This window comes from Variovorax sp. KK3, assembly GCF_001984055.1.
Lineage (GTDB): Bacteria > Pseudomonadota > Gammaproteobacteria > Burkholderiales > Burkholderiaceae_C > Variovorax.
This window is the reverse complement of sequence record NZ_LYVO01000003.1, coordinates 56,692-77,172: the sequence shown is the minus strand read 5'-3', so window position 1 is coordinate 77,172 and position 20,481 is coordinate 56,692. Positions and strand designations below refer to the sequence as shown.

The following is a 20,481-nucleotide window of genomic DNA, read 5'->3' as shown; positions in this document are numbered from 1 at the left end:
ATTTCAAACCGAGAGAGACAACCCATGCCCATCGCCACCATGGCCACCGCCGCCAAGCCCTTCTCCCTGCGCAAGCTGGCCCTCGCCTGCTGCATCGTGCCGACCCTCGCCATCGCGCAGGGCGCCTATCCGAACAAGGCCATCACGATCGTGGTGCCCTACCCGGCGGGCGGATCGAACGACACCTTCGCGCGCCAGGTCGCCAAGGAGCTGGGCGATGCGCTCAAGCAGCCGGTGATCATCGACAACCGCCCCGGCGCCAGCGGCAACACGGGCACCGGCCAGGTGGCGAAGGCCGCGCCGGACGGCTACACGCTGGTCGCGGTGTCGTCGAGCATGACGACCAACGCGGCCGTGCAGTCGAAGATTCCCTACGACCCGAACACGAGCTTCGCGCCGGTGGCGATGTTCGCCAAAGGCCCCTTCATCGTGGCCGTGAACAACGACTTCCCGGCCAAGACGCCCGCCGAACTGATCGCCGCGATCAAGGCCAAGCCCGCCCAGTACAACTACGCGTCGTCGGGTTCGGGCAGCGTGAACCAGTTCGGCACCGAGCTGCTCAAGGCGCAGGTCGGCAAGCTCGACATCACGCACATCCCCTACAAGGGCATGGGCCCGGCCGTGACCGACCTGGTCGGCGGGCAGACGCAGCTGCTGATTTCGAGCGGCCCGTCCCTGCTGCCGATGGTGCGCGCCGGCAAGCTGCGCGCGGTCGGCATCACGAGCCTGAAGCCGAGCCCGATCGCGCCCGACCTGACGCCGATGGCGACCGCAGTGCCCGGCTACGAGTTCGAACTCTGGTGGGGCCTGCTCGCGCCGGCCGGCACGCCGGCCGACATCGTCGCCAAGCTGAACAAGGCCGTGAACACGTCGCTGGCCAAGCCCGAGCTTGCCGCCAATTTCCTGAAGGAAGGCGCGATCGCCACGCCCATCTCGCCCGCGCAGTTCACCAAGGTGATCGCCGACGACGTGGAGCGCTGGAAGAAGCTGGCCAAGCAACAGAACATCACCGCCGACTGAGCCCGCGCGCCGAAGCCCGCGAACCGAGACCCGAGGACCGCCATGAACCCCGACACCCGCACCGACGCGACACTCCCCGCACGCAAAGGCCCGCAGGGGCCGCTGTCCGGCCTGCGGGTGCTCGACCTGAGCGCCTACATCGCCGGGCCCTACGGCTGCTCGCTGCTGGCGGACCAGGGCGCCGAGGTCATCAAGATCGAGCCGCCCACGGGCGACAACCTGCGCAAGTACCCCAGCACACTCGAAGCCGAGAGCCGCGCCTTCATCGGCGTCAACCGCAGCAAGCTCGGCGTGGCGCTCGACCTGAAGCAGCCGGAGGACCATGCCGCGCTGATGGCGCTGGTGCGCACGGCCGACGTGCTGGTGCACAACTTTCGCCCCAACGTGCCGCCGCGGCTGGGCATCGCCTACGAGCAGCTCAAGGAGATCAATCCGCGCCTGATCTACTGCAACGTCACCGGCTATGGCGAAACCGGCCCGCTGAAGGAAAAGGCCGGCTACGACCAGGTGCTGCAGACCATGACGGGCATGTGCGCCCTGCAGGGCAAGCGCGGCGAGCCGCCCGAGATCCTGTACGGCTCGGTGGTCGATTACTACGCCGCCGCGCTGGTGGCCGCCGGCGTGGCCTCGGCGCTGTACGAGCGCGAGAAGAGCGGCCAGGGCCAGTTCGTCGGCGTGTCGCTGCTGCGCGCCGCGCTCACGATGCAGTCGGCCCGCATGGTGTGGGCCGAGGGCGAGCCCAAGGACGTGGGGCGCGACATGCGCTCGGGCGGCATCACCGGCATTCATCCGACGAAGGAAGGCCACATCTACATCTCGGCCAACACACCGCATTTCTGGAAAGCGCTCTGCGCCAAGGTGGGCCTGCCCGAGCTGGCGGCCGACGAACGCTACGACAGCGTGCGCAAGCGCGCGCAGCATGCCGCCGAGATCGTGCCGAAGCTGCACCAGGCGCTGGCAGCACGCACGGCACTCGAATGGGAAGCGCTGTTCGGCGAAGCCGTGCCCTGCGCGGCGGCGCGCACGGTCGAGGACATGTTCGACAACGAGCAGGTGTTGGCGGAAGACATGGTGGCGACCTTCGAACACCCCACGCTCGGGTCGTACCGCGGCTTCACGCGGCCGATCAAGTTCGCCCGCACGCCCGGGCCGCTGCCTTTCGCGGCGCCGACGCTGGGGCAGCACACGTCGCTGGTGATCGCGTCGCAGAAGCAGGACTGAGCACTCGGGGCGCGCCTTCCGAGGCCTAAACTTCGCGTCTTCTTCGAACGAGGCGGCCTATGAAATCAGTGCCCTTGCACGTTGCTCGCTCTCTCAAATTGCCGGCAGCCGCGACCGGCGCGCACGCGGTCGGCACCGCCGCACTGGGCTCGATCGCACTGGGCGCCATCGCAGTGGGCGCAGTGGCGATCGGTGCCTTGTCGATCGGCTGGCTCTTCATCGGCAAGGCGCGCATCCGACGGCTGGAGATCGACGAACTGGTCGTGCGCCGCTTGCGGGTGATCGAGGGAGCGCCTGCTACGTCCTCACGAACTTGAGGTGCGTGACGTCCGGCGCATGGACGGTCTTCACCAGCGCCAAGTCCTGAAGCGCGCCGGCGTCCTCGAACAGGCGCTCGCCGCCGCCGAGCAGGATGGGCGCCAGGTGAATCTGCATCTCGTCGACGAGCCCCGCCTTCAAGTATTGCTGCGCGGCGCGTGCGCCGCCTGCCAACGCCACGTCCTGTCCACCCGCCGCGTGGCGCGCCTGCGCCAGCGCACTCTCGATGCCGTCGGTGACGAAGGTGAAGCGCGTGCCGCCCTCCATCGCCAAGGGCTCGCGCACGTGATGCGTCAGCACGAACACGGGGTGGTGAAAGGGCGGGTTGCGACCCCACCAGCCCATCCATGGGTCGGCCTCGTTCCACGGACCAGGCCCGCCGCCGAACATGTTGCGGCCCATGATGGTCGCGCCGATGTTGGCCAGCTCGTCGGCCATCACCGGCGTGCTTTCGTTCACCACGCCGCCCTTCATGCCGTGGGGGCGACGCCAGGCCTCCAGCGGAAACACCCACTCGTGCAGCCGCTCGCCGCCGATGCCGAGCGGCTCCTTCACGGTCTGGCCGGGACCGGCGACGTACCCGTCCAGCGACATCGAGATGCGGAATCGAAGTTTCGACATGCTGTTCACCTGCTCGTAAGACTCGATGCGGCCAGTCTAGGAGCGGTGAACGGGTGCAGCAATGACAACGAAGCCGCAATTCATGCCGCGGCATCCGGGCGATGGGTCTCCGCGCGAACCACGCCCCTGCGGGCGGGACGGAGCTCGCACGCGCCGCGGGGCCATCTGCGCTGCCTCAGTGCCCGTGCGGTTCGGGCAGCACCGGCTTCTGAAGCCGCACGATGCGCACCGCGTCGGGCTCCTCGACCAGCACGCAGGCCTTGCCGGTGCGCCGGCACATGTCCTGCACGCGCCAGTAGGCGCCGTGGCTCAGGCAGCCGGTCTGGCAGATCACCAGGTCTGCGGCGACCAGGCTCTCGTGGAGCGCCGAGAGGTTCTCGACCTGCACGTCGAGGCTGGTGCACTGTTCTTTCTGCCATGCCAGCGCGGTGTCGCGCACGATGACGGCGGCGCGCAGGCGGATGGCCTCTGCGCGCAGCTTGTCGATCTCGGCGGCCTGCGCGCGGACGAGTTCGCCGCAGCGCAGTTGGACCTGGCCGTAGTGGCGCAGCAGCGCGCGGTGCTCGACGACCAGGTCGTTCATGTCGTCCATGCCGTGCGGGCCCAGCGTCGAAGGGGGCATCTCTTTGTCGTTCATGCCAGCGCGGTGTCGAGCAGCATCATGAGCACGAAGCCCACCATGAGCCCGCCGGTGGCGAAGGCCTCGTGGCCCTTGCGGTGCGATTCGGGAATGATCTCGTGGCTGATCACGAAGAGCATCGCGCCGGCTGCGAAACCCAGGCCCCACGGCAGCATGGCCGCCGAATAGCCGATGACGGCCGCGCCCAGCACGGCCCCAATGGGCTCGACCAGCCCCGACGCCGCGCCCAGCGCCACCGCGAAGGAGCGCCGGTAGCCCGCGCCGAGCAGTGCGACGGCGACCACCAGCCCCTCGGGCACGTCCTGGATGGCGATGCCCATGGCCAATGCGTTGCCACGCAAGCCTTCGTTGCCGGCATAGCCCACGCCGATGGCCAGGCCTTCGGGCAGGTTGTGCAGGGCGATGGCGATCACGAACAGCCAGGTGCGGCGCAGCTTGCGTGCGGCGTTGCCTTCGCGGCCTTTGATGAAATGCTCGTGCGGCAGCACGCGCTCCATCATCAGCAGCGCCAGCGCGCCCAGCAGGATCGATGCGCCGACCACGCCGCCGGCGGCCCACGCGCTGCCGCCGAAAACGCCGACCTCCTTCGCCGCCGCGATGCCCGGAATGATCAGCGAGAAGGCGCTGGCAGCGAGCATCACGCCGGCGCCGAAGCCGAACAGCGTGTCCTGCACGCGGTCGGACAGGCGTTGCGACAGCAGCACCGGCAGCGTGCCGAGCGCCGTGGCGAGCGCCGCGGCCGAGCCGCCGATCAAGGCGCTGAGCACCACCGGATGCGTCGACACGAATTGCCACGACTGCACCAACAGCACGATCACGCCGGCGCAGGCGATGGCGCGGCCGATCCATGCGCGCACACGGGTGCGTTCCACGGGGATGGCTTCGCTGCGGATTTCGTTCATGTCGATCGATCTGTGCTTGAGGCCCACGCATCAGGCCACGCGGCGCGCGTGAACGTCGCGCCGCGCGACGTCCGCCCAGGCATCACGTTGTAGAACGCCGCAACGGTTCCAGGGCGACGATTCTGGTAGCAGAGACAGTCAGCGCACTCCCACACGCCGAGGCCTCCGCCTTCGGCCGCGAGGGGGTCGACGGCATCACCGCCGCGATTGGCCAGCCGCTGACGGAGCAGGCGAGCGCGGCTTTGGTGGCGAAAGTCTCCATCGACAACTCCTTTTCGGAGCCCTTTGCGTCGAACAAGACTTACGTACTCGGGCGTCTAGATGATAGCCATTCTCATTTGCGACGTCTACTGCAAGCCCGATCAGCGCGTCACGCGCAAGGTCGGCGGGCCCTGCTCCACCCGGCCGATGACGGCCGCCAATGCGAAGCCCTCGTCCCTGAACACCTTCAACACTGCTGCGACCGCGCCCGCGTCGCAGCTCACGAGCAGCCCGCCCGAGGTCTGCGGATCGCTGAGCAGCGCCTGCGCGGTGGACGGCAAGCCGTCGGCCAGATCGACCTCGGCGCCGTAGCCCGCCCAGTTGCGTGATGAAGCGCCGGTCACGAAGCCCTCGGCCACCATCGCGTCCACGCCGTCGAGCAAGGGCACGCGCGACCACTCGATCACCGCAGCAAGGCCGGCCCCGCGCGCCAGTTCGAGCGCGTGCCCGGCCAGACCGAAGCCCGTGACATCGGTCAGCGCATGCACGCCGTCGAGCCCCGCCAGCGCGATGCCGGGCGTGTTGAGCCGGGTCGTGGTGTCGATGAGCTGCCGGTAGCCCGCCTCGCTCAGTTGCTCCTTCTTGAGTGCCGCCGACAGCACGCCGACGCCGAGCGGCTTGCCGAGCACCAGCACGTCGCCCGCCTTGGCACCAGCATTGCGCCGCACCTGGTCGGGATGCACCAGGCCCATCACGACGAGGCCGTAGATGGGCTCGACCGAATCGATGGTGTGGCCGCCGGCGATGGGAATGCCTGCGACGCGGCACACGTCCTGCCCGCCGCGCACGATGTCGCCGATGACTTCGACGGGCAGCTGGCCGACCGGCATCGCGACCAGGGCCAGCGCCATGATCGGCTTGCCGCCCATGGCGTAGACGTCGCTGATGGCGTTGGTCGCGGCGATGCGGCCGAACTGGTAGGGGTCGTCCACGATCGGCATGAAGAAGTCGGTGGTGGCGACCAGCGCCTGCTCGTCGTTGAGCTTGTAGACCGCCGCGTCGTCGGCGGTCTCGATGCCGACAATCAGCTCGGGCGGAATGAAGCCGCCTGCGCTGCCCTTCAGGATCTCAGACAGCACGCCCGGCGCGATCTTGCAACCGCAGCCGCCGCCGTGCGAAAAGCTGGTCAGGCGCAAGGGGGCGAGCGGGTTCATGAGGGTGGCGGTCATCGGGCGATTATCGAAGTCGCATCGATTTCCACAACGACAGGCGCACACTCGAGCTGCCCATGGCCAACGACAACGACCCCCGCCGCCAACCGACCCGCGTGACCGACCGGCACGACTTCGACACCATCATCGACGCGCGCTCGCCGGCCGAGTTCGCGATCGACCACATTCCCGGCGCCATCAACTGCCCGGTGCTCGACGACGACGAGCGCCGGATCGTCGGCACGCTCTACAAGCAGACAGGCGCCTTCGAAGCGCGGCGCGTGGGCGGCGCGATGGTCGCCGCCAACCTTGCGCGCCACCTGCGCGAGCGATGGGCCGAGCAGCCCGCCGATTGGCGCCCGATGGTCTATTGCTGGCGCGGCGGGCTGCGCAGCGGCTCGATGGTGAACTGGATGCGCCTGGTCGGCTGGGACGCGCGCCAGCTCGCCGGCGGCTACAAGTCCTTTCGCCGGCACGTGCTCGAAATCGTCGAGGCGGTCGTGCCGCTGCTGCGCCTGCAGGTGATCTGCGGCGCCACCGGCAGCGGCAAGACGCGCGTGCTCGAAGCACTGGCCGCGCGCGGCGAGCAGGTGCTCGACCTGGAACACTGCGCCAGCCACAAGGGCTCGCTGCTGGGTGCTTGGCCCGGCGTGCCGCAGCCCTCGCAAAAGCAGTTCGAGACGCGCTTGGCGACCGTGCTCGAAGCGGTGGACCTGGCACGCCCGCTCTACGTCGAAGGCGAGAGCGCACGCATCGGCCGCATCGCGCTGCCGGTGCCGCTGGTGGAGAAGATGCGCGCGGCGCATTGCATCGAGATCGAGGCATCGCCCGAGGCGCGACTCGCCTTTCTGCTGCGCGACTACGCGTACCTGGGCGACGATCGCGACGCACTGGCAGCGACGCTGGGGCGGCTCAAGGAAATGCAGGGCAAGGAGACCGTGCAACGCTGGCAGGCCTGGGCGCTGGCAGGCGACTTGCCGCCGCTCTTCGGCGAGCTCATGCGCCTGCACTACGATCCGCACTACGGGCGCTCTCAGGCGCGGCACTTCGCGGGTTGGCAACTGCGCGACCGCGTGCAGGCTTCCGAGCTGACGCCATCGGGCATCGACGACGTGGCCGACGCGATCCAGCGGCTCGGGGACCGGCGTTCGACTCATCCACACACGTCTGCGCCGCCCGCGTGAATAATGCGGTGCGCGTTCCAGACATCCAATCCACCGATAGGAGACTTCACATGCAACGCCGCCACTTCCTCAGCCTTTCCGCCATCGCCCTGCCCTCGCTGGCCGTGGCACGCCCCCTGTCGTCCACCCAGGCGGCCGCCGCGGACTGGCGCGCCTACGACGTCGTCACCACCGTCGAGCTGAGCGAGCGCACGGCGCAAGGCCGCGTGTGGGTGCCGCTGCCGGCCCGGCAATTGGCCGACGCGTCGGGTGCCTACCAGCGCCTCCTCGACACCCGCTTCGACGCACCGGGCGCGAAGCAGGCCAAGGTGGTCACGGGCAACGACGGGGCCCGCATGCTGATGGTCGAGTGGGCCGACCCGGGCGCCGCCCAACAGCTCACGCTGAGCAACCGCGTGGCCTTGCGCGACCGGGCCGTCGACCTGGGCGATGCCGCCCCCAACGCGAATCCTGCGAGCGCCCAGTCGCTGCGGCCCTGGCTGCGTGCCAGCGACTACAAGCCGCTCGATGGCGTCGTGGCGGACACCGCGCGCAAGATCGTGCGCGACGCCGGTGCGCAGACCGACATCGAAAAAGCCAAGGCCATCTACGACTGGATCGTCGCCAACTGCCACCGCGAAGGCGCCGTGCGCGGCTGTGGCACGGGCGACGTGAAGGCATTGCTGACCACCGGCAACCTGGGCGGCAAGTGTGCCGACCTCAACGGCCTGTTCGTCGCGCTGTCGCGTGCCGGCGGCGTGCCCGCACGCGACGTGTACGGCGTGCGCGTGGACGATTCGGCACGCGGCTACAAGAGCATGGGCAAGAGCGGCGACATCTCCCGGGCCCAGCATTGCCGCGCCGAGTTCTACGCACAGGGCATCGGCTGGGTGCCCGTCGACCCGGCGGACGTGCGCAAGGTCATGCTCGAAGAAGAAAAAGGCGGCCTGCCCGCCACCGATGCCCGCGTGCGCGCCGCCAATGCGATGCTGTTCGGCGCGTGGGAAATGAACTGGATGGGCTACAGCAGCGCTGAAGACCTTCGCCTGCCCGGCAGCAGCCGGCAGAGCCCGCCGGTCGCGTTCCTGATGTACCCGAACGGCGAGACCGTCAAGGGCCGCTTGGACAGCCTGGACCCGGCGACCTTCAGGTACGCCATCCGCTCGACCCGCGTGGCGGCCTGATCGGCGCAGGCCGTCGCAGAGTGCGCACGCCAGTCGAGCCGCGTCGGCGTGCGGTGCTGGCGGCGGGCTTCGCGATGGCATTGCCGAGTGCATGCGCCGCAGCCGAAAGCGCCAACACGCTGTCGCCCTGGCAGCCCAAGGCGCGGCCCGGCCTGCAGGCCGTCGACCTGAAGTCGGGCGAGGCCCGCTCCCTCGCCGACTTCGTCGGCCACGCGCTCGTCATCAACTTCTGGGCAAGCTGGTGCGCGCCGTGCCGGCTCGAGCTGCCCACGCTCAACGCGGCGATGGACCGCTACGCCGCGCGAGGCTTGCGGCTGCTGGCCGTCAACCATGGCGAGATGCCGGAGCGCGTCGACCACTTTCTGCAAGAGGTGCCGATCCACGGCACCGTGCTGCTCGACCGCAGCCAGACCCAGCTGCGCGCCTGGGGTGCGCGCGGATTGCCGGCGAGCTTCGTGCTCGACGCCAAGGGACGGCCGCGCTTCAGTGCCTTCGGCGAGATCGACTGGACCGCGCCGCCTGTGCTGGAGGCGCTCGAAAGCGTCGGCGCCGGATAACGCGAAACGACGCAGCCCGCGTCGACGCTAAGTGCCGGCAGGCGAGCCTGAGGCCGGCTGGCCGAACATGTCCGAACGGAGCCCGCTCGCGCTGGCTTCGTAAGGCGCGGCATCGCCGCCCAAGCCTCGCGTGGCCTCGCCCGCGGCCCTGAGCACGTCGCGGCAGGCGGCGAGCATGGCCTCGGGCGGCGCGAGCCGCTGGCGCGGCCCCGATATCGCGATGGCGCCCTGCAGTTCGCCCGTGACCGAGAAGACCGGCGCCGAGGCGGAGGCCGTGTCTGGGTCGCGCTCTCCGTACGACACCGCCCAGAGCCGATCGCGGATCGACTCGCTGGCCGCGCTCGGCGCTTCGGTGAAGGCGAGCAGCACCTTGCCCGACGCGCCCTGGGCCACCGGATAGGCCTGACCGATCGCGACGGACGCGCGCACCGAGCGGGCCGGCTCCACGCGAAACACCGCGATGCGCGACTCGCCATGCCGGACGTAGAAGGACGCGGTCTCGCCGCTCGTGGTGCTCAGGGTCTTGAGCAAAGGCTCGATGACGTGTCCGACGTGGAACGAGCGCTGGTAGATGGCGGCCAGGCGCAACGGCTGCGGGCCGACGGCGTACTGCCCGTCCTGCAGCTTGCGAATGAAGCCGCCGTGTTCGAGCGCGGCGAGCAATCGCAGCACCGTGCTCTTGTACATGCCGGTGCGGCGGGACAGCTCGGTCATGGTGAGCCGTTCGTCGGCCGGACCGAAGGCCGCGAGCAGCGCGAAGGCGCGGTCGAGGACCGCGACGCCGCTGGTGTCTGCAGGGGCCGTTTCCGCGGCGGGTGGATCGAGCGCGTCTGCGGTCATGGCTGTGGATGTGAAGGGCAAGCGCGGAGTTTGGCACGGGTCGATGTGGGTCACGACCGGCGTCGCCAGCGCGGCTCCAACCAGGGTTAACCCTCGAAACCATGCGTTAGAGTCCGCTTATAGTTCTGTTTGATAGATCACAGTTCTTTCTAACAGAACTCAACGCTCAGTCCAGAGACAAATGAACCAGCCCTCCAACATGCCTCCGAGCCCAGCTCGCTCGCACCCGACCCCATGCGGCCGAGGGACGCGTTCATGAGCGGCAACTACTTGCCCGTGCGCGACGACTGGCTGGCCCTGGCGCCGGAAGAGCCCGTCCTGCTGCCGGAGCTGCCGATCGTCGACGCGCACCACCATTTCTACGACCGGTTGGGCTGGGTCTACCTCGCCGACGACTACCTGGCCGACACGCGCACGGGCCACGACGTGCGCGCCTCCGTCTACATGCAGGCGCTGACGCGCTACCGCACGGAAGGCCCGGAGGCCCTGAAGCCGATCGGTGAAACAAGCTTCGTCGTCGCTTCGACCGCTACGCCGAACGGCGAGGCCCCGAAGCTCGCCCACGGCATCGTGGGCTACGGCAACCTGCGCCTCGGCGCGGACGTGCGCGAGGTGCTGGAGGCCCACATCGAGGCGGGCGCCGGCCGCTTCCGCGGCGTGCGGCATCTCACGACCTGGGACGCGCATCCTTCGCTGGTGAACCCCTTGTCGGCCGCACCGCGCGGCCTGCTGCTCGACAAGGTGTACCGCCAGGGCGTCGCACAGCTCGCCCCGTTGGGCCTGTCGTACGACGCATGGCTGTTCTTCCCGCAACTGCCCGAACTGCTCGACCTCGCCAAGGCCTTCCCCGACACCGCGATCGTCATCAACCACTGCGGCGGCATCGTGCGCATCGGCGCTTACGAAGAACGCCGCGCAGAGATCTTCGGCCTCTGGTCGACCTCTATCCGCGAACTCGCGACGCTGCCGAACGTGTTCGTCAAGCTGGGCGGCCTGGGCATGCGCATCAACGGATTCGAATTCGAACTCGGCGAACGGCCGCCGAGCTCGCAGCAGCTCGCAGACACCTGGCGTCCGTGGATGGAAACCTGCATCGAAGCCTTCGGCGCCGAGCGCTGCATGTTCGAAAGCAATTTCCCCGTCGACAAGGGCTCGTACGGCTACCGCACGCTGTGGAACGCCTTCAAGCGCCTGGCCGCCGGCGCCGGCGCGGACGAACGCCAGGCCCTCTTCGAAGGCACGGCCAGCCGCGTGTACCGGCTGGACTGACCCGCCCCTCATCTCACCCTCTTTTCCAACGGAGACCTCATGCAAGCTCGACAGATCCTGGTTCGCGGCGCACTGGCCATCGGTGCGTCTTTCTTGGCAGCCAGTGCCCTGGCCCAGGCCGGCTACCCAAGCCAGCCCATCAAGGTGATCGTGCCGTTCCCGCCCGCCGGCGGCACCGACGTGTTGACGCGGCTCGTGGCCAACGAAGTGACGCTCAAGGACAAGCTGAGCTTCGTGGTCGACAACAAGCCGGGCGCCGGCGGCAACATCGGCCTCGACGCCGTGGCGAAGGCGAAGAAAGACGGCTACACGCTGGGCACGGGGCAGACGGCCAACCTCGCCATCAACCCGACGCTGTACACCAAGATGCCCTTCGATGCGGCCAAGGACTTCGCGCCGGTGGTGCTGCTGGCATCGCAGCCCGTGGTGCTGGTCGTGCGCGCCGAGTCACCGATCAAGACCCTGGCCGACCTGAAGTCGCAGTCGGAACAGAAGCAGCTCACGATGGCATCGGCCGGCACCGGCACCGTGGGCCACATCGCAGGCGAGATGTTCGCCAAGCGGGCCGGCGTCAAGATGATGCACGTGCCCTACAAGGGCGCCGGCCCCGCCACCACCGACCTGATGGGCGGCACCACCGACTACTACTTCGCCACGCCGCCCAGCGTGATTTCGCTGATCAAGAGCGGCAAGCTGCGCGCGCTGGCCGTGACCTCGCAGAAGCGCCTCGAGGTGCTGCCCAATGTGCCGACCATCGCCGAGTCGGGCTATGCGGGCTTCGTGGCCGAAGACTGGAAGGCCGTCGTCGCGCCGGCCGGCACGCCGCCCGAGGCCATCACCCGCATCAACCAGGTAATGAACGCCGCGCTCACGCGCCCCGAGGTGATCGCGCGGCTCAAGGACGAAGGCAGCGTGGCGCGCGGCGGCACGCCGGCCGAGCTCGGCAGCTTCATGAAAAGCGAGCAGACGCGCTGGGGCGCCGCGGTTCGCGAGTCGGGCGCCAAGCTCGATTGACCACCCAACCAAACGGAGACCTCTCATGCGCATCGACCTCGTTCGCCGCAGCCTCGCCATCGCCGGCGCGGCCCTCTTATTCGGCAGCCCTGCCTTCGCCCAGAAGCCCATCACGATCATCGTGCCGTATGCACCCGGCGGCAGCGCGGACCTCGCGACCCGCGTCATCGCGCAGTTCGCCGCGCCGACCGTGGGACAACCCATGATCGTCGACAACCGCACGGGCGGCGGCGGCCTGATCGGCTGGGGCGCCGCGGCACGCGCCGCGCCGGATGGCACCAACCTGCTGACGGTCGAGTTGTCGTACGCGATCGCCGCCGGGCTGCTGCCGAGCATGCCCTTCGACCCGCAGAAGGCCTTCACCCAGATCACGACGGCCGTGAAAGTGCCGCACGTGCTCGTGGTGAATCCGTCCGTGCCCGCCAAGAACGTGCAGGAATTCATCGCGCTGGCCAAGGCGCAGCCCGGCAAGCTCAACTACGGCTCGGGCGGCAACGGCACCAACACCCACCTGGCCGGCGAGCTGTTCAAGAGCACGACCGGAACGAACATCGTGCACGTGCCCTACAAGGGCGCCGGCGCGGTGCTGACCGACTTGATGGGCAACCAGGTGCAGGCCCTGATCACGTCGGTGCCCACTGCACTGCCCCACATCAAGAGCGGCAAGCTCAAGGCGCTCATGGTGACGGGCAACGAGCGCAACGCGATGCTGCCCGACGTGCCCTCGGCCAAGGAGGCCGGCATTCCGAAGATGGACATGGATTACTGGATCGGCATCGGTGCGCCCGCCGGCACGCCGCAGGCCGTCGTCGACAAGCTCAACAAGGACATCAACACGGCACTGGCGCAACCCGAAGCACGCAAGAAGATCGCCGAGATGGGCCTGACCGTGGTCGGCAACACGCCCGCGCAGGCCACGCAGCTCGTCGCCAGCGAGATCCAGCGCTGGAGCGCCGTGATCAAGCAAGCCGGCATCAAGCCCGAGTAGGCGGAGCGTGCCATGGCCATTCAACCGCTGAAGGGCGTCCGCGTCCTCGACCTCACCAACGTTCTGGCCGGCCCCTTCTGCTGCCACCAGCTGGCCCACATGGGCGCCGACGTCATCAAGGTCGAAGCCCGCGAGACCGGCGACCTGGCACGGCAGCTCGGCGCGGACGTCGAACTCAACCGCCGCAACATGGGCGTGTCCTTCCTGGCCCAGAACCCGGGCAAGCGCTCCATCACGCTGAACCTCAAGAACGCGCGGGCCAAGAGCGTCTTTCGCAAGCTCGTGAAGACCGCCGACGTGGTGGTGGAGAACTTCCGGCCCGGCGTGATGGACCGCCTGGGCGTGGGCTACACCGCGCTGCTGGAAGAGAACCCGCGCCTCGTCTACTGCGCCATTTCCGGCTTCGGCCAGTCGGGCCCGCTGCGCGACCTGCCGGCCTACGACCAGATCATCCAGGGCATGTCGGGCGTGATGAGCATCACCGGCAACGACGCATGCGCGCCCCTGCGCGTCGGCTACCCGGTGGCCGACACGATCGGCGGCATGACCGCCGCGTTCGCGGTGGCGGCCGCATTGGCCAACCGGCAGCGCACCGAGGGCGTCTTCATCGACGTGTCGATGCTCGAGGCCACGATGGCCACCATGGGATGGGCCGTCTCCAACTACCTGGTGGCCGGCCGCGTGCCGGCGCCGATGGGCAACGACAACGTCACCGCCAGCCCCTCGGGCACCTTCAAGACCGGCGACGGGCTGATCAACATCGCAGCCAACAAGCAGGAGCAGTTCGAGGCCGTCTGCCGGGTCGTGGGCCATGCCGAATGGATCGCGGACGAGCGTTTCGCCGATCGCTTCGCGCGGCTCAAGAATCGCACCGAACTCAAGGCACTGCTGGAGCAGGCCATGCAGAGCCGGTCGACCGAAGACTGGTGGCAGGCCTTCAACGAAGTGGGCGTGCCGGCCGGCCCGGTGTACTCTGTGCCGCAAGTGCTCGAAGCACCCCAGATCGCGAGCCGCGGCATGGTCGCTACCTACAAGAACGTGCCGGGCGTGGGGCGCGACGTGCGCCTGGTGCGCACCGGCTTCAAGCTCGACGGCGAGGCGCCGTCGGTCGACGCGCCCCCGCCGGAGCTGGGCCAGCACACCCACGAGATCCTCGCGGACCTGGGCTTCAGCGCCGAAGACATCCAATCCCTGCAACAGGAGCAAGCCATATGAGCACAAGAACCGTCGAAGACGTCCAGCAAGGCGTGCGCGACTGGTGGCGCACGTCGATCATCGACATGGCGCCCGGCGAGATCCGCTACCGCGGCTACCCCATCGAGCAACTGATCGGCCGCGTCAGCTTCGCGCAGATGATCTGGCTCATGACGCGCGGCGAGCTGCCCACCGAGGGCCAGGGCCGCCTGCTCGATGCGGCCCTGATGTCGGCCGTCGACCACGGCCCGCAGGCGCCCAGCATCGGCATCGCGCGCATGGCGGCCACCTGCGGCGTCGGCCTCAACAACGCGATGGCCTCGGCCGTCAACGTGCTCGGCGACGTGCACGGCGGGGCGGGCGAGCAGGCGGTGGACATGTACATGAACATCGCGGCCCGCATCGACCGCGGCGAGGACGAAGCGGCCGCGGTGCGCGCGGGCCTCGACGACGCGATCGCGCTGCACGGCAAGTTCGTCTCCGGCTTCGGCCACCGCTTCCACCCCATCGATCCGCGCGCGCCGCGGCTGCTGGAGCTCGTCGACGAGGCGGCCGCTGCAGGCCACGTCGCCGGTCGCTTCGCGAAGATCGCACGCGGCGTCGAAGCCGAGCTGGCCTCCCGCAAGGGCGGCAAGCGCATTCCGATGAACATCGACGGCGCGACCGCCGTCATCTACGCCGAGCTGGGCTTTCCGGCGCCGCTGGCCCGCGGCTTGTTCTGCCTCTCACGTTCCGTCGGCATCCTGGCGCATGCCTGGGAGCAGACGCAGCAGGGCGGCCGCAACAAGGGGCCGATCCCGCGCGAGTACATCTGGCGTTACGACGGGCCTGCGCAGCGCGAAGTGCCCGACGGCGAGTAGCCGAATCAAAGCGTGATCGTCACCGTGTTGCCCGATCGCCCGGTGTTCGACAAGTACTCCTGAACGGCGCGCTTGACCGTGTCGAAGTGCCGGAGGTGAATCTTCCCGTACGACTTGTTGTTGTTCTTGTCGTAGTTGTCGGTGTTGTTCATGATGCTGTCGGTGGTGAAGCCCGGCTTGTCGTAGATGTCCGCACGGTAGGGCGTCGGAACGTTCTCGAAGCTCTTGACGTAGTACTCGTCGGGGTTGCCGATCATGTGCCCGAACTCGTGAATCACCTCGACGCGATCTTCGACGTCCCACGTGCTGAGGCTGGCGCCGCCGCCGCGGGTCTCCGACACCTGGTCGCGCCATGATTTCAGCTCTGCCGCATTCATCTGGTCGAGCGGCTTGGGCGGCGGACCGATGGGCGTGGTCTTGGGCACGATGCGCTGGTGATACGCGCCGGCACTGGGGTCGACCCAGGTCAGGTCGAACTGCAGGTCGCGGGCCTTGCGTCCGTCGCCGAGATTCACCCGAGCGACGTTCCAGAAACTCTCGATCACGTTCTTCATCGACTGCTGGATTGCCTGGCTGTGCGGCCCGCCCGGGTCGTAGGCAGCGAAAACGCGAACGAGCATGACCGGGCCGTGCTCCGACACCTCCAGGTAGGTGTCCCAACTGAAGGTCTTCAAGCGCTCCGAGGGCCACTGCTGCTTCTGGCGGATCGCGTAGCAGACCTTGAGCGGCAGCCGGACGGTCTTGAGGACCGCGGCCCGCTGCGAAACCACCTTCTGGCCGAAATCGGCGCCACGCGCGTTGACGGCAGCGCTGCTCTTGTGCACGAGCGTCGTCGCCCATCTTTCGAGCGCCGTGACGGCCAGCCATGTCTTGTCGGTCGACGATGGGCTCGCATTGTCGGCGTGCCACCTGTCGATCATCTCGAGCAGGATCGACAGCCCGAGCTTGGAACCTTGGTAGGTGCTCCAGAGCGCGCCGAGGGCGTCGCTGATGTCGAGCAGCTTTCCCGATGGGGTTGGCTTGCCGGCGGCCTTGAGGTCCGCGGCCCACTTCGCCCTCATCTTCTCGCACTCCTGAAACGTCATGCGGGTACCTCCAGCGTTTGCGCAAGGCTAGGGCCTGCGCTCGAGGATGTCAAAGCAGCTGCCGCTCGCCGTGCGCCGGCAGGGTTGGCTTGGGGTCGACTCAACGGCTACAGTGCCCGACACCGTCCGCCGCAAGATCGGCATTCACCCCTTCATGACAGGAGACCGCGCCATGCCCACCCATACCGTCCGCCTGCACCGCGTGCTGCGCTGCCCGCCCGATCGCCTCTACCGCGCCTTCACCGACGCCGGCGCCTTCGAGCGCTGGCTGCCGCCCTTCGGCTTCGTCGGCAAGGTGCACAGCATGGACGCCGTGGTCGGCGGCAGCTACCGCATGTCCTTCACCAACTTCGGCAGCGGCAACAGCCATTCCTTCGGCGGCAAGTACCTGGAGCTCGTGCCCGGAAAGCGCATCGCCTACGAGGCGAGCTTCGACGACCCCAACCTGCCGGGCACCATGAAGACCAGCGTGACGCTGACCGCGGTGTCCTGCGGCACCGACATGTCGGTGGTGCAGGAAGGCATTCCCGAGATGATTCCGGTCGAGATGTGCTACCTGGGCTGGCAGGAGTCGCTGATCTCGCTGGCGCAGCTGGTGGAGCCCGACATCCCCGGGTAGCCAGGCATCGGGCGCGCGAATGCGTCCATTCACCGTGCTTGATTGTGCGCATGTCGATGGGCTGCTCGAATAGCCGCCACACACTCCAAGGAAAGACATGCCCATCCCCGTGATCAAGCCCACCACCCGCGAGATCGAGCGCTGCGTCGCACGCTTCGCCGACCTGAGCCGCTGCAGCGAAGGGCTGCCCGACATGGTGCTGCCCGAAAGCCGGCGCACCTTTCTCAACGTGCTGGGCTTCGAGCAGCCCAAGGCGGAAGGCCAGTACTCGCCCTTCGGCGACAAGGCGCGCGCACGCATCACGCACCTGAAGGCCGGCTTCGGCGTGGCCTACGTCGCGGCGGAGCCGGGCAAGGGCGTGCTCATGCACAACCACGACACGGTCGAGACCTTTCTCGTCATCAAGGGCCGCTGGAAGATCGAGTTCGAGGGCGAGCACGGCATCGAAGCGGTAGCCCTGGGGCCGCAAGACTTCATCGCCTGCCCGATCGGCGCGCAGCGCCGCTTCGAATGCATCGAGGCCGCCGAAGGCGAGCGCGAAGGCCTTCTGCTGGGCATCATCGGCGGCGATTCGCCGGGCGCAGAGTATTCGCCCGAAGGCGTGGCGCGGATGGCGCAGGCCGAGGCGGCCGGGCAGCAGAAGATCGCGGCATGAAGACCTTCGCACGCATCCTGATCGCCGGGCTCGGCGCCGCAGCGCTGGCCGGCACCGCCTCGGCACAGGCGCCCTACCCCACGCGGCCGGTTCGCATCATCGTGCCCGCACCGGCGGGCAGCGGCCCCGACGTGCTGGCGCGGCTCTACGCCGAACAGCTGGGCCGCTCGCTGGGCCAGCCCTTCACGGTCGAGAACAAGGCCGGCGCCTCGGGCAACATCGGCGCCGAGTTCGTGGCCAAGGCGCCGCACGACGGCTACAGGGTGCTCTACGCCTACAACCAGATTCCCACCATGAACCCGCACCTGTTCTCCAGGCTCGGCTACAGCATGGTGCGTGACCTGGCGCCCGTGACGCAGACGCTGTCGACGGCCTACGTGCTGCTGGGCAACAACGACCTGCCGGCGCACGACCTGGCCGGCGTGATCGACTATGCCCGCAAGAACCCGGGCAAGGTGGCCTATGCCAGCTACGGCCCGGGCACGGCCTCGCACCTGGGCTTCGAGCTGATCCAGGACCGCGCGAAGGTGCAGATGCTGCACGTGCCCTACAAGCAGGGCATGGTGGCGGACGTGATGGGCGGCCAGGTGGCAATGCTCTTCGAGCCGTTTCCATCGGGCGTGCCGCTCGTCAAGTCGGGCAAGGTGCAGGGGCTGGCCGTGACCTCCGAGAAGCGCGTGGCCGACCTGCCCAACGTGCCGGCCATGAACGAGGCCGTGCCGGGCCTCAACCTCACCGGATGGCAGGGCGTGTGGGTCACAGCGGGCACGCCGGCCGAGGTGATCGCCAAGCTCAACGCCGAATTCGCCCGCATCACGCGCACGCCCGAGATGCAGAAGCGCATCGCGGACCTGGCCTCCACGCCGATGACGAGTTCGCCGCAGGAGATGGCGGCAGCCATCGAGCGCGAATCCGAGCAGTGGGGGCGCATCATCAAGGCCCGCCACATCTCGATGGACTAGGGCCTGTTGACAGGCCCCAGCCGCCCTAGCCGTCGATCGCAGGGAGGTCGTCGGCACCGGCGGCCAGCGGCGACACGCCCTGGTCCCGCGCCACTTCCTGCATGGTCGACCGGATCAGGCTGCGCACCCAGCGCTGCAAGCCGACGCGATGGGTGCGCTCGTGCCACAGCATGCGAATGACGATCGGCTCGACCTTCACGGGCAACGGACACAGCGCCAGCGGCAGGAAGCTCGCGCAATGGCGGGCCAGCGCATCCGGCAGCGCGGCAACATGCGACGAGTTGGCGACCACGTACGGCACCAGCAGCATCGACGACACCTGCACCGTGCGCGTTCGTTCCATGCCCTGCGCGGCCAGCGCGTCGTCGATGGCGCTTTCCATGGGCGAGCGCAGCGAGAACGGCGAACCGAAGACGACGTGGCTCGCCGCCACGTATCGCGCCACATCCATGGGCTGGCCGTGGCCCGGGTACCGGGGGCCGCTGATGCACGACAGCGTCTGGCCGAACAGCTCGCTCGCGCGCAGCTCGGGCATCGGGTCGGGAAAGTAGCCGAGTGCGATGTCGCACTCGCCCTCGGCCAGCCATCCGTGCAGCTTGTCGGGATCGGGCAGCCGCACGTGCAGCTTGATCAGGGGTGCCTGCTGCGCCAACGCTTGCGTGAGCCGCGGCACGATCATCAAGCTGACCGAGTCGACCGCGGCCACCGTGAGCGTGCCGGCCGTCGACGCGGGGTCGAACGGCCCTTCCTCGGAGAAGATCTCTTCCAGCGCCGCTAGGCTGGAGCGCACCTTGCCGCTCAGCACCTGCGCGCGCTCGGTGGGGATGAAGTCGTTGCCGGTGCGCACGAACAGCGCGTCGCCGGTCAACGTGCGCAGGCGTGACAGTGCGTGGCTCATGCCGGGCTGGCTCATGTTCAGCCGCTCGGCCGCGCGGGTGACCGAGCCCTCCGTCAAGAGCGCGTCCAGGCAGACGAGCAGGTTGAGGTCGATGTTCTTTCTGGGCGGGATCACCCCGGCATTCTGGCCGCGGATCGCCCATTCGGGCATCGGTCTGCCGAATGGCGCCATTCGACCGGCTTTCTTGTGGGCAGCGGCGGCCGCTGGTCGAATGACGCTTTTCCCGAAGGACTCTCGTGAACATTGCACTGGCCGAATTTCAACGCCGCTTCCCCTCCACCTCCTGCACCGTCGCAGGCGCCACCTGGGTCTTTCGCGACACCGACCAGGACGCCGATCGCATCCCGCTCGTGATGCTGCCCGGCGCGGGCGCGACGGGCGACGTGCTCTTCCGCGCGATCGAAGGCTTGCGCGACACGCGGCGCATCGTGAGCGTGAGCTACCCCGCGCTCGACGATGCGGACCTGCTGGCAACGGGCCTGCTGGCCGCGCTGTCGGAGGCCGGCATCGAGCGCTTCGATCTCTTCGGCAGCTCGCTCGGCGGCTACCTCGCGCAGGCCTGTGCGCTGCAGGCGCCGGAGCGCGTTCGCCGCTGCATGTTCGCCAACACCTTCTACGACGCGGCCTGGCTGCGCAACAAGATGTCGCGCGACGCGCTGCGCAAGACGCCGGCCGACACGCACCTGGCCAACTCGATCAAGCAGCTGCAGTCGGCGCCGGAAGACACGCCCGAGAAGGCCGACTTCAAGAAGACCATGCTGGCGCTGGTCGGCCCCGCGCAGACGGCCGAGATGGCGAAGGCGGTGCTGCTGGCGGTGCTCGGCACGAAGGTGCTGCCGAAGGTGTCGAAGCCCGCGGAGACGATCGCCGTGCTCGACGCCGACGACGATCCGGTGGTGGACGGCCCCACGCGCGCCGCCATGCGCGAGCGCTATGCCGACAGCCGCCAGTTCCGCTTCGCGACGGGCGGACATTACCCGGCCCTGCTGAACCCGGCAGAGTTCATCGCCGCGCTCCAGCAGCACTTCGGCGACCAAGCCGACGCCGAGTGAGGGAGCT

22 protein-coding genes and 1 pseudogene are annotated in these 20,481 nt (G+C 68.6%); 15 read left to right on the top strand and 8 right to left on the bottom strand.

Translation table 11 applies throughout. The annotated features are described in order from the left end of the window. The first annotated feature begins 24 nt into the window (after positions 1–24). From B0W80_RS02455 to B0W80_RS02445, 3 genes are read left to right on the top strand one after another with little or no spacing between them, the layout of a single operon-like run. Complete coding sequence (locus B0W80_RS02455; protein ID WP_256856451.1) at positions 25–1,020, top strand: tripartite tricarboxylate transporter substrate binding protein; 996 nt, start codon at positions 25–27, stop codon at positions 1,018–1,020. A gap of 42 nt (positions 1,021–1,062) precedes the next feature. Beyond that, positions 1,063–2,241, top strand: coding sequence for a CoA transferase (locus B0W80_RS02450; protein ID WP_076997510.1), 1,179 nt, complete (start codon positions 1,063–1,065; stop codon positions 2,239–2,241). Positions 2,242–2,300: 59 nt separating this feature from the next. Continuing rightward, positions 2,301–2,558, top strand: coding sequence for a hypothetical protein (locus B0W80_RS02445; RefSeq protein ID WP_076997509.1), 258 nt, complete (start codon positions 2,301–2,303; stop codon positions 2,556–2,558). Here B0W80_RS02445 and B0W80_RS02440 read toward each other — a convergent pair. The 5 genes and pseudogenes from B0W80_RS02440 to selD all read right to left on the bottom strand — a co-directional run bounded on the left by B0W80_RS02440 (position 2,539) and on the right by selD (position 6,152). Further along, entirely contained in the window at positions 2,539–3,180 is a 642-nt protein-coding gene (locus B0W80_RS02440; RefSeq protein WP_076997608.1) for a dihydrofolate reductase family protein, read from the bottom strand. The two genes, B0W80_RS02445 and B0W80_RS02440, sit on opposite strands and share 20 nt — an antisense overlap. A 175-nt stretch (positions 3,181–3,355) precedes the next feature. Continuing rightward, positions 3,356–3,817 carry a DUF2325 domain-containing protein gene (locus tag B0W80_RS02435; protein ID WP_256856450.1) on the bottom strand — a complete coding sequence of 154 codons (462 nt, stop codon included), beginning with the start codon at positions 3,815–3,817 and terminating at the stop codon, positions 3,356–3,358. Further along, on the bottom strand, positions 3,814–4,722 hold the full coding sequence (locus tag B0W80_RS02430) for a ZIP family metal transporter (protein WP_143684446.1): 909 nt from the start codon (positions 4,720–4,722) through the stop codon (positions 3,814–3,816). Before B0W80_RS02430 ends, B0W80_RS02435 begins: the two co-directional genes overlap by 4 nt. 30 nt (positions 4,723–4,752) lie before the next feature. Beyond that, positions 4,753–4,886: pseudogene (locus tag B0W80_RS36115) on the bottom strand (Fe-Mn family superoxide dismutase); the annotation flags it as partial. Positions 4,887–5,084: 198 nt separating this feature from the next. Continuing rightward, positions 5,085–6,152, bottom strand: a complete 1,068-nt coding sequence (gene selD / locus B0W80_RS02420; protein ID WP_179106813.1) for a selenide, water dikinase SelD — start codon at positions 6,150–6,152, stop codon at positions 5,085–5,087. A 59-nt stretch (positions 6,153–6,211) separates the two neighbouring features. Here selD and mnmH point away from each other — a divergent pair, with 59 nt between their 5' ends. From mnmH to B0W80_RS02405, 3 genes are read left to right on the top strand one after another with little or no spacing between them, the layout of a single operon-like run. Next, on the top strand, positions 6,212–7,318 hold the full coding sequence (gene mnmH / locus B0W80_RS02415) for a tRNA 2-selenouridine(34) synthase MnmH (RefSeq protein WP_076997507.1): 1,107 nt from the start codon (positions 6,212–6,214) through the stop codon (positions 7,316–7,318). A gap of 50 nt (positions 7,319–7,368) precedes the next feature. Next, entirely contained in the window at positions 7,369–8,481 is a 1,113-nt protein-coding gene (locus B0W80_RS02410; protein ID WP_076997506.1) for a transglutaminase-like domain-containing protein, read from the top strand. Between the two features lie 20 nt (positions 8,482–8,501). Beyond that, positions 8,502–9,038: a TlpA disulfide reductase family protein gene (locus B0W80_RS02405; RefSeq protein WP_143684445.1), complete on the top strand. Its 537-nt coding sequence runs from the start codon at positions 8,502–8,504 to the stop codon at positions 9,036–9,038. Positions 9,039–9,065: 27 nt separating this feature from the next. Here B0W80_RS02405 and B0W80_RS02400 read toward each other — a convergent pair whose 3' ends face one another. After that, a complete protein-coding gene (locus B0W80_RS02400; protein WP_076997504.1) occupies positions 9,066–9,878 on the bottom strand; it encodes an IclR family transcriptional regulator in 813 nt (270 codons plus the stop codon). Positions 9,879–10,112: 234 nt separating this feature from the next. On the opposite strand from B0W80_RS02400, the gene B0W80_RS02395 reads away from it, so the two are divergent. Genes B0W80_RS02395 through B0W80_RS02375 form a run of 5 tightly spaced genes read left to right on the top strand, consistent with a single transcriptional unit; the run spans position 10,113 to position 15,203 of the window. Then, positions 10,113–11,147 (top strand): amidohydrolase, encoded by a 1,035-nt coding sequence (locus B0W80_RS02395; RefSeq protein ID WP_373038106.1) that lies wholly within the window; start codon positions 10,113–10,115, stop codon positions 11,145–11,147. Positions 11,148–11,186: 39 nt separating this feature from the next. Further along, positions 11,187–12,161 carry a tripartite tricarboxylate transporter substrate binding protein gene (locus B0W80_RS02390; RefSeq protein ID WP_083745140.1) on the top strand — a complete coding sequence of 325 codons (975 nt, stop codon included), beginning with the start codon at positions 11,187–11,189 and terminating at the stop codon, positions 12,159–12,161. 25 nt (positions 12,162–12,186) lie between these two features. Beyond that, the gene (locus B0W80_RS02385) at positions 12,187–13,149 is read left to right on the top strand and encodes a tripartite tricarboxylate transporter substrate binding protein (protein ID WP_076997502.1); all 963 of its coding nucleotides are present in this window, start codon (positions 12,187–12,189) and stop codon (positions 13,147–13,149) included. A 12-nt stretch (positions 13,150–13,161) separates the two neighbouring features. Continuing rightward, a complete protein-coding gene (locus tag B0W80_RS02380; protein WP_076997501.1) occupies positions 13,162–14,364 on the top strand; it encodes a CaiB/BaiF CoA-transferase family protein in 1,203 nt (400 codons plus the stop codon). Continuing rightward, positions 14,361–15,203, top strand: coding sequence for a citryl-CoA lyase (locus B0W80_RS02375; RefSeq protein WP_076997500.1), 843 nt, complete (start codon positions 14,361–14,363; stop codon positions 15,201–15,203). Before B0W80_RS02380 ends, B0W80_RS02375 begins: the two co-directional genes overlap by 4 nt. A gap of 5 nt (positions 15,204–15,208) precedes the next feature. Here B0W80_RS02375 and B0W80_RS02370 read toward each other — a convergent pair whose 3' ends face one another. Beyond that, positions 15,209–16,288, bottom strand: a complete 1,080-nt coding sequence (locus tag B0W80_RS02370; RefSeq protein ID WP_076997499.1) for a hypothetical protein — start codon at positions 16,286–16,288, stop codon at positions 15,209–15,211. A gap of 172 nt (positions 16,289–16,460) precedes the next feature. Here B0W80_RS02370 and B0W80_RS02365 point away from each other — a divergent pair, with 172 nt between their 5' ends. The 3 genes from B0W80_RS02365 to B0W80_RS02355 all read left to right on the top strand — a co-directional run bounded on the left by B0W80_RS02365 (position 16,461) and on the right by B0W80_RS02355 (position 18,524). Further along, positions 16,461–16,907 carry an SRPBCC family protein gene (locus B0W80_RS02365; RefSeq protein ID WP_076997498.1) on the top strand — a complete coding sequence of 149 codons (447 nt, stop codon included), beginning with the start codon at positions 16,461–16,463 and terminating at the stop codon, positions 16,905–16,907. Between the two features lie 97 nt (positions 16,908–17,004). Further along, on the top strand, positions 17,005–17,562 hold the full coding sequence (locus tag B0W80_RS35340) for a hypothetical protein (protein ID WP_076997497.1): 558 nt from the start codon (positions 17,005–17,007) through the stop codon (positions 17,560–17,562). After that, complete coding sequence (locus tag B0W80_RS02355) at positions 17,559–18,524, top strand: tripartite tricarboxylate transporter substrate binding protein (protein WP_076997496.1); 966 nt, start codon at positions 17,559–17,561, stop codon at positions 18,522–18,524. Before B0W80_RS35340 ends, B0W80_RS02355 begins: the two co-directional genes overlap by 4 nt. Positions 18,525–18,549: 25 nt before the next feature. Here B0W80_RS02355 and B0W80_RS02350 read toward each other — a convergent pair whose 3' ends face one another. Continuing rightward, positions 18,550–19,536, bottom strand: coding sequence for a LysR family transcriptional regulator (locus tag B0W80_RS02350; protein WP_179106812.1), 987 nt, complete (start codon positions 19,534–19,536; stop codon positions 18,550–18,552). Positions 19,537–19,658: 122 nt separating this feature from the next. Between B0W80_RS02350 and B0W80_RS02345 the strand changes: the two genes are divergently transcribed. Then, entirely contained in the window at positions 19,659–20,474 is an 816-nt protein-coding gene (locus B0W80_RS02345; RefSeq protein WP_076997494.1) for an alpha/beta fold hydrolase, read from the top strand. Positions 20,475–20,481: the final 7 nt, after the last annotated feature.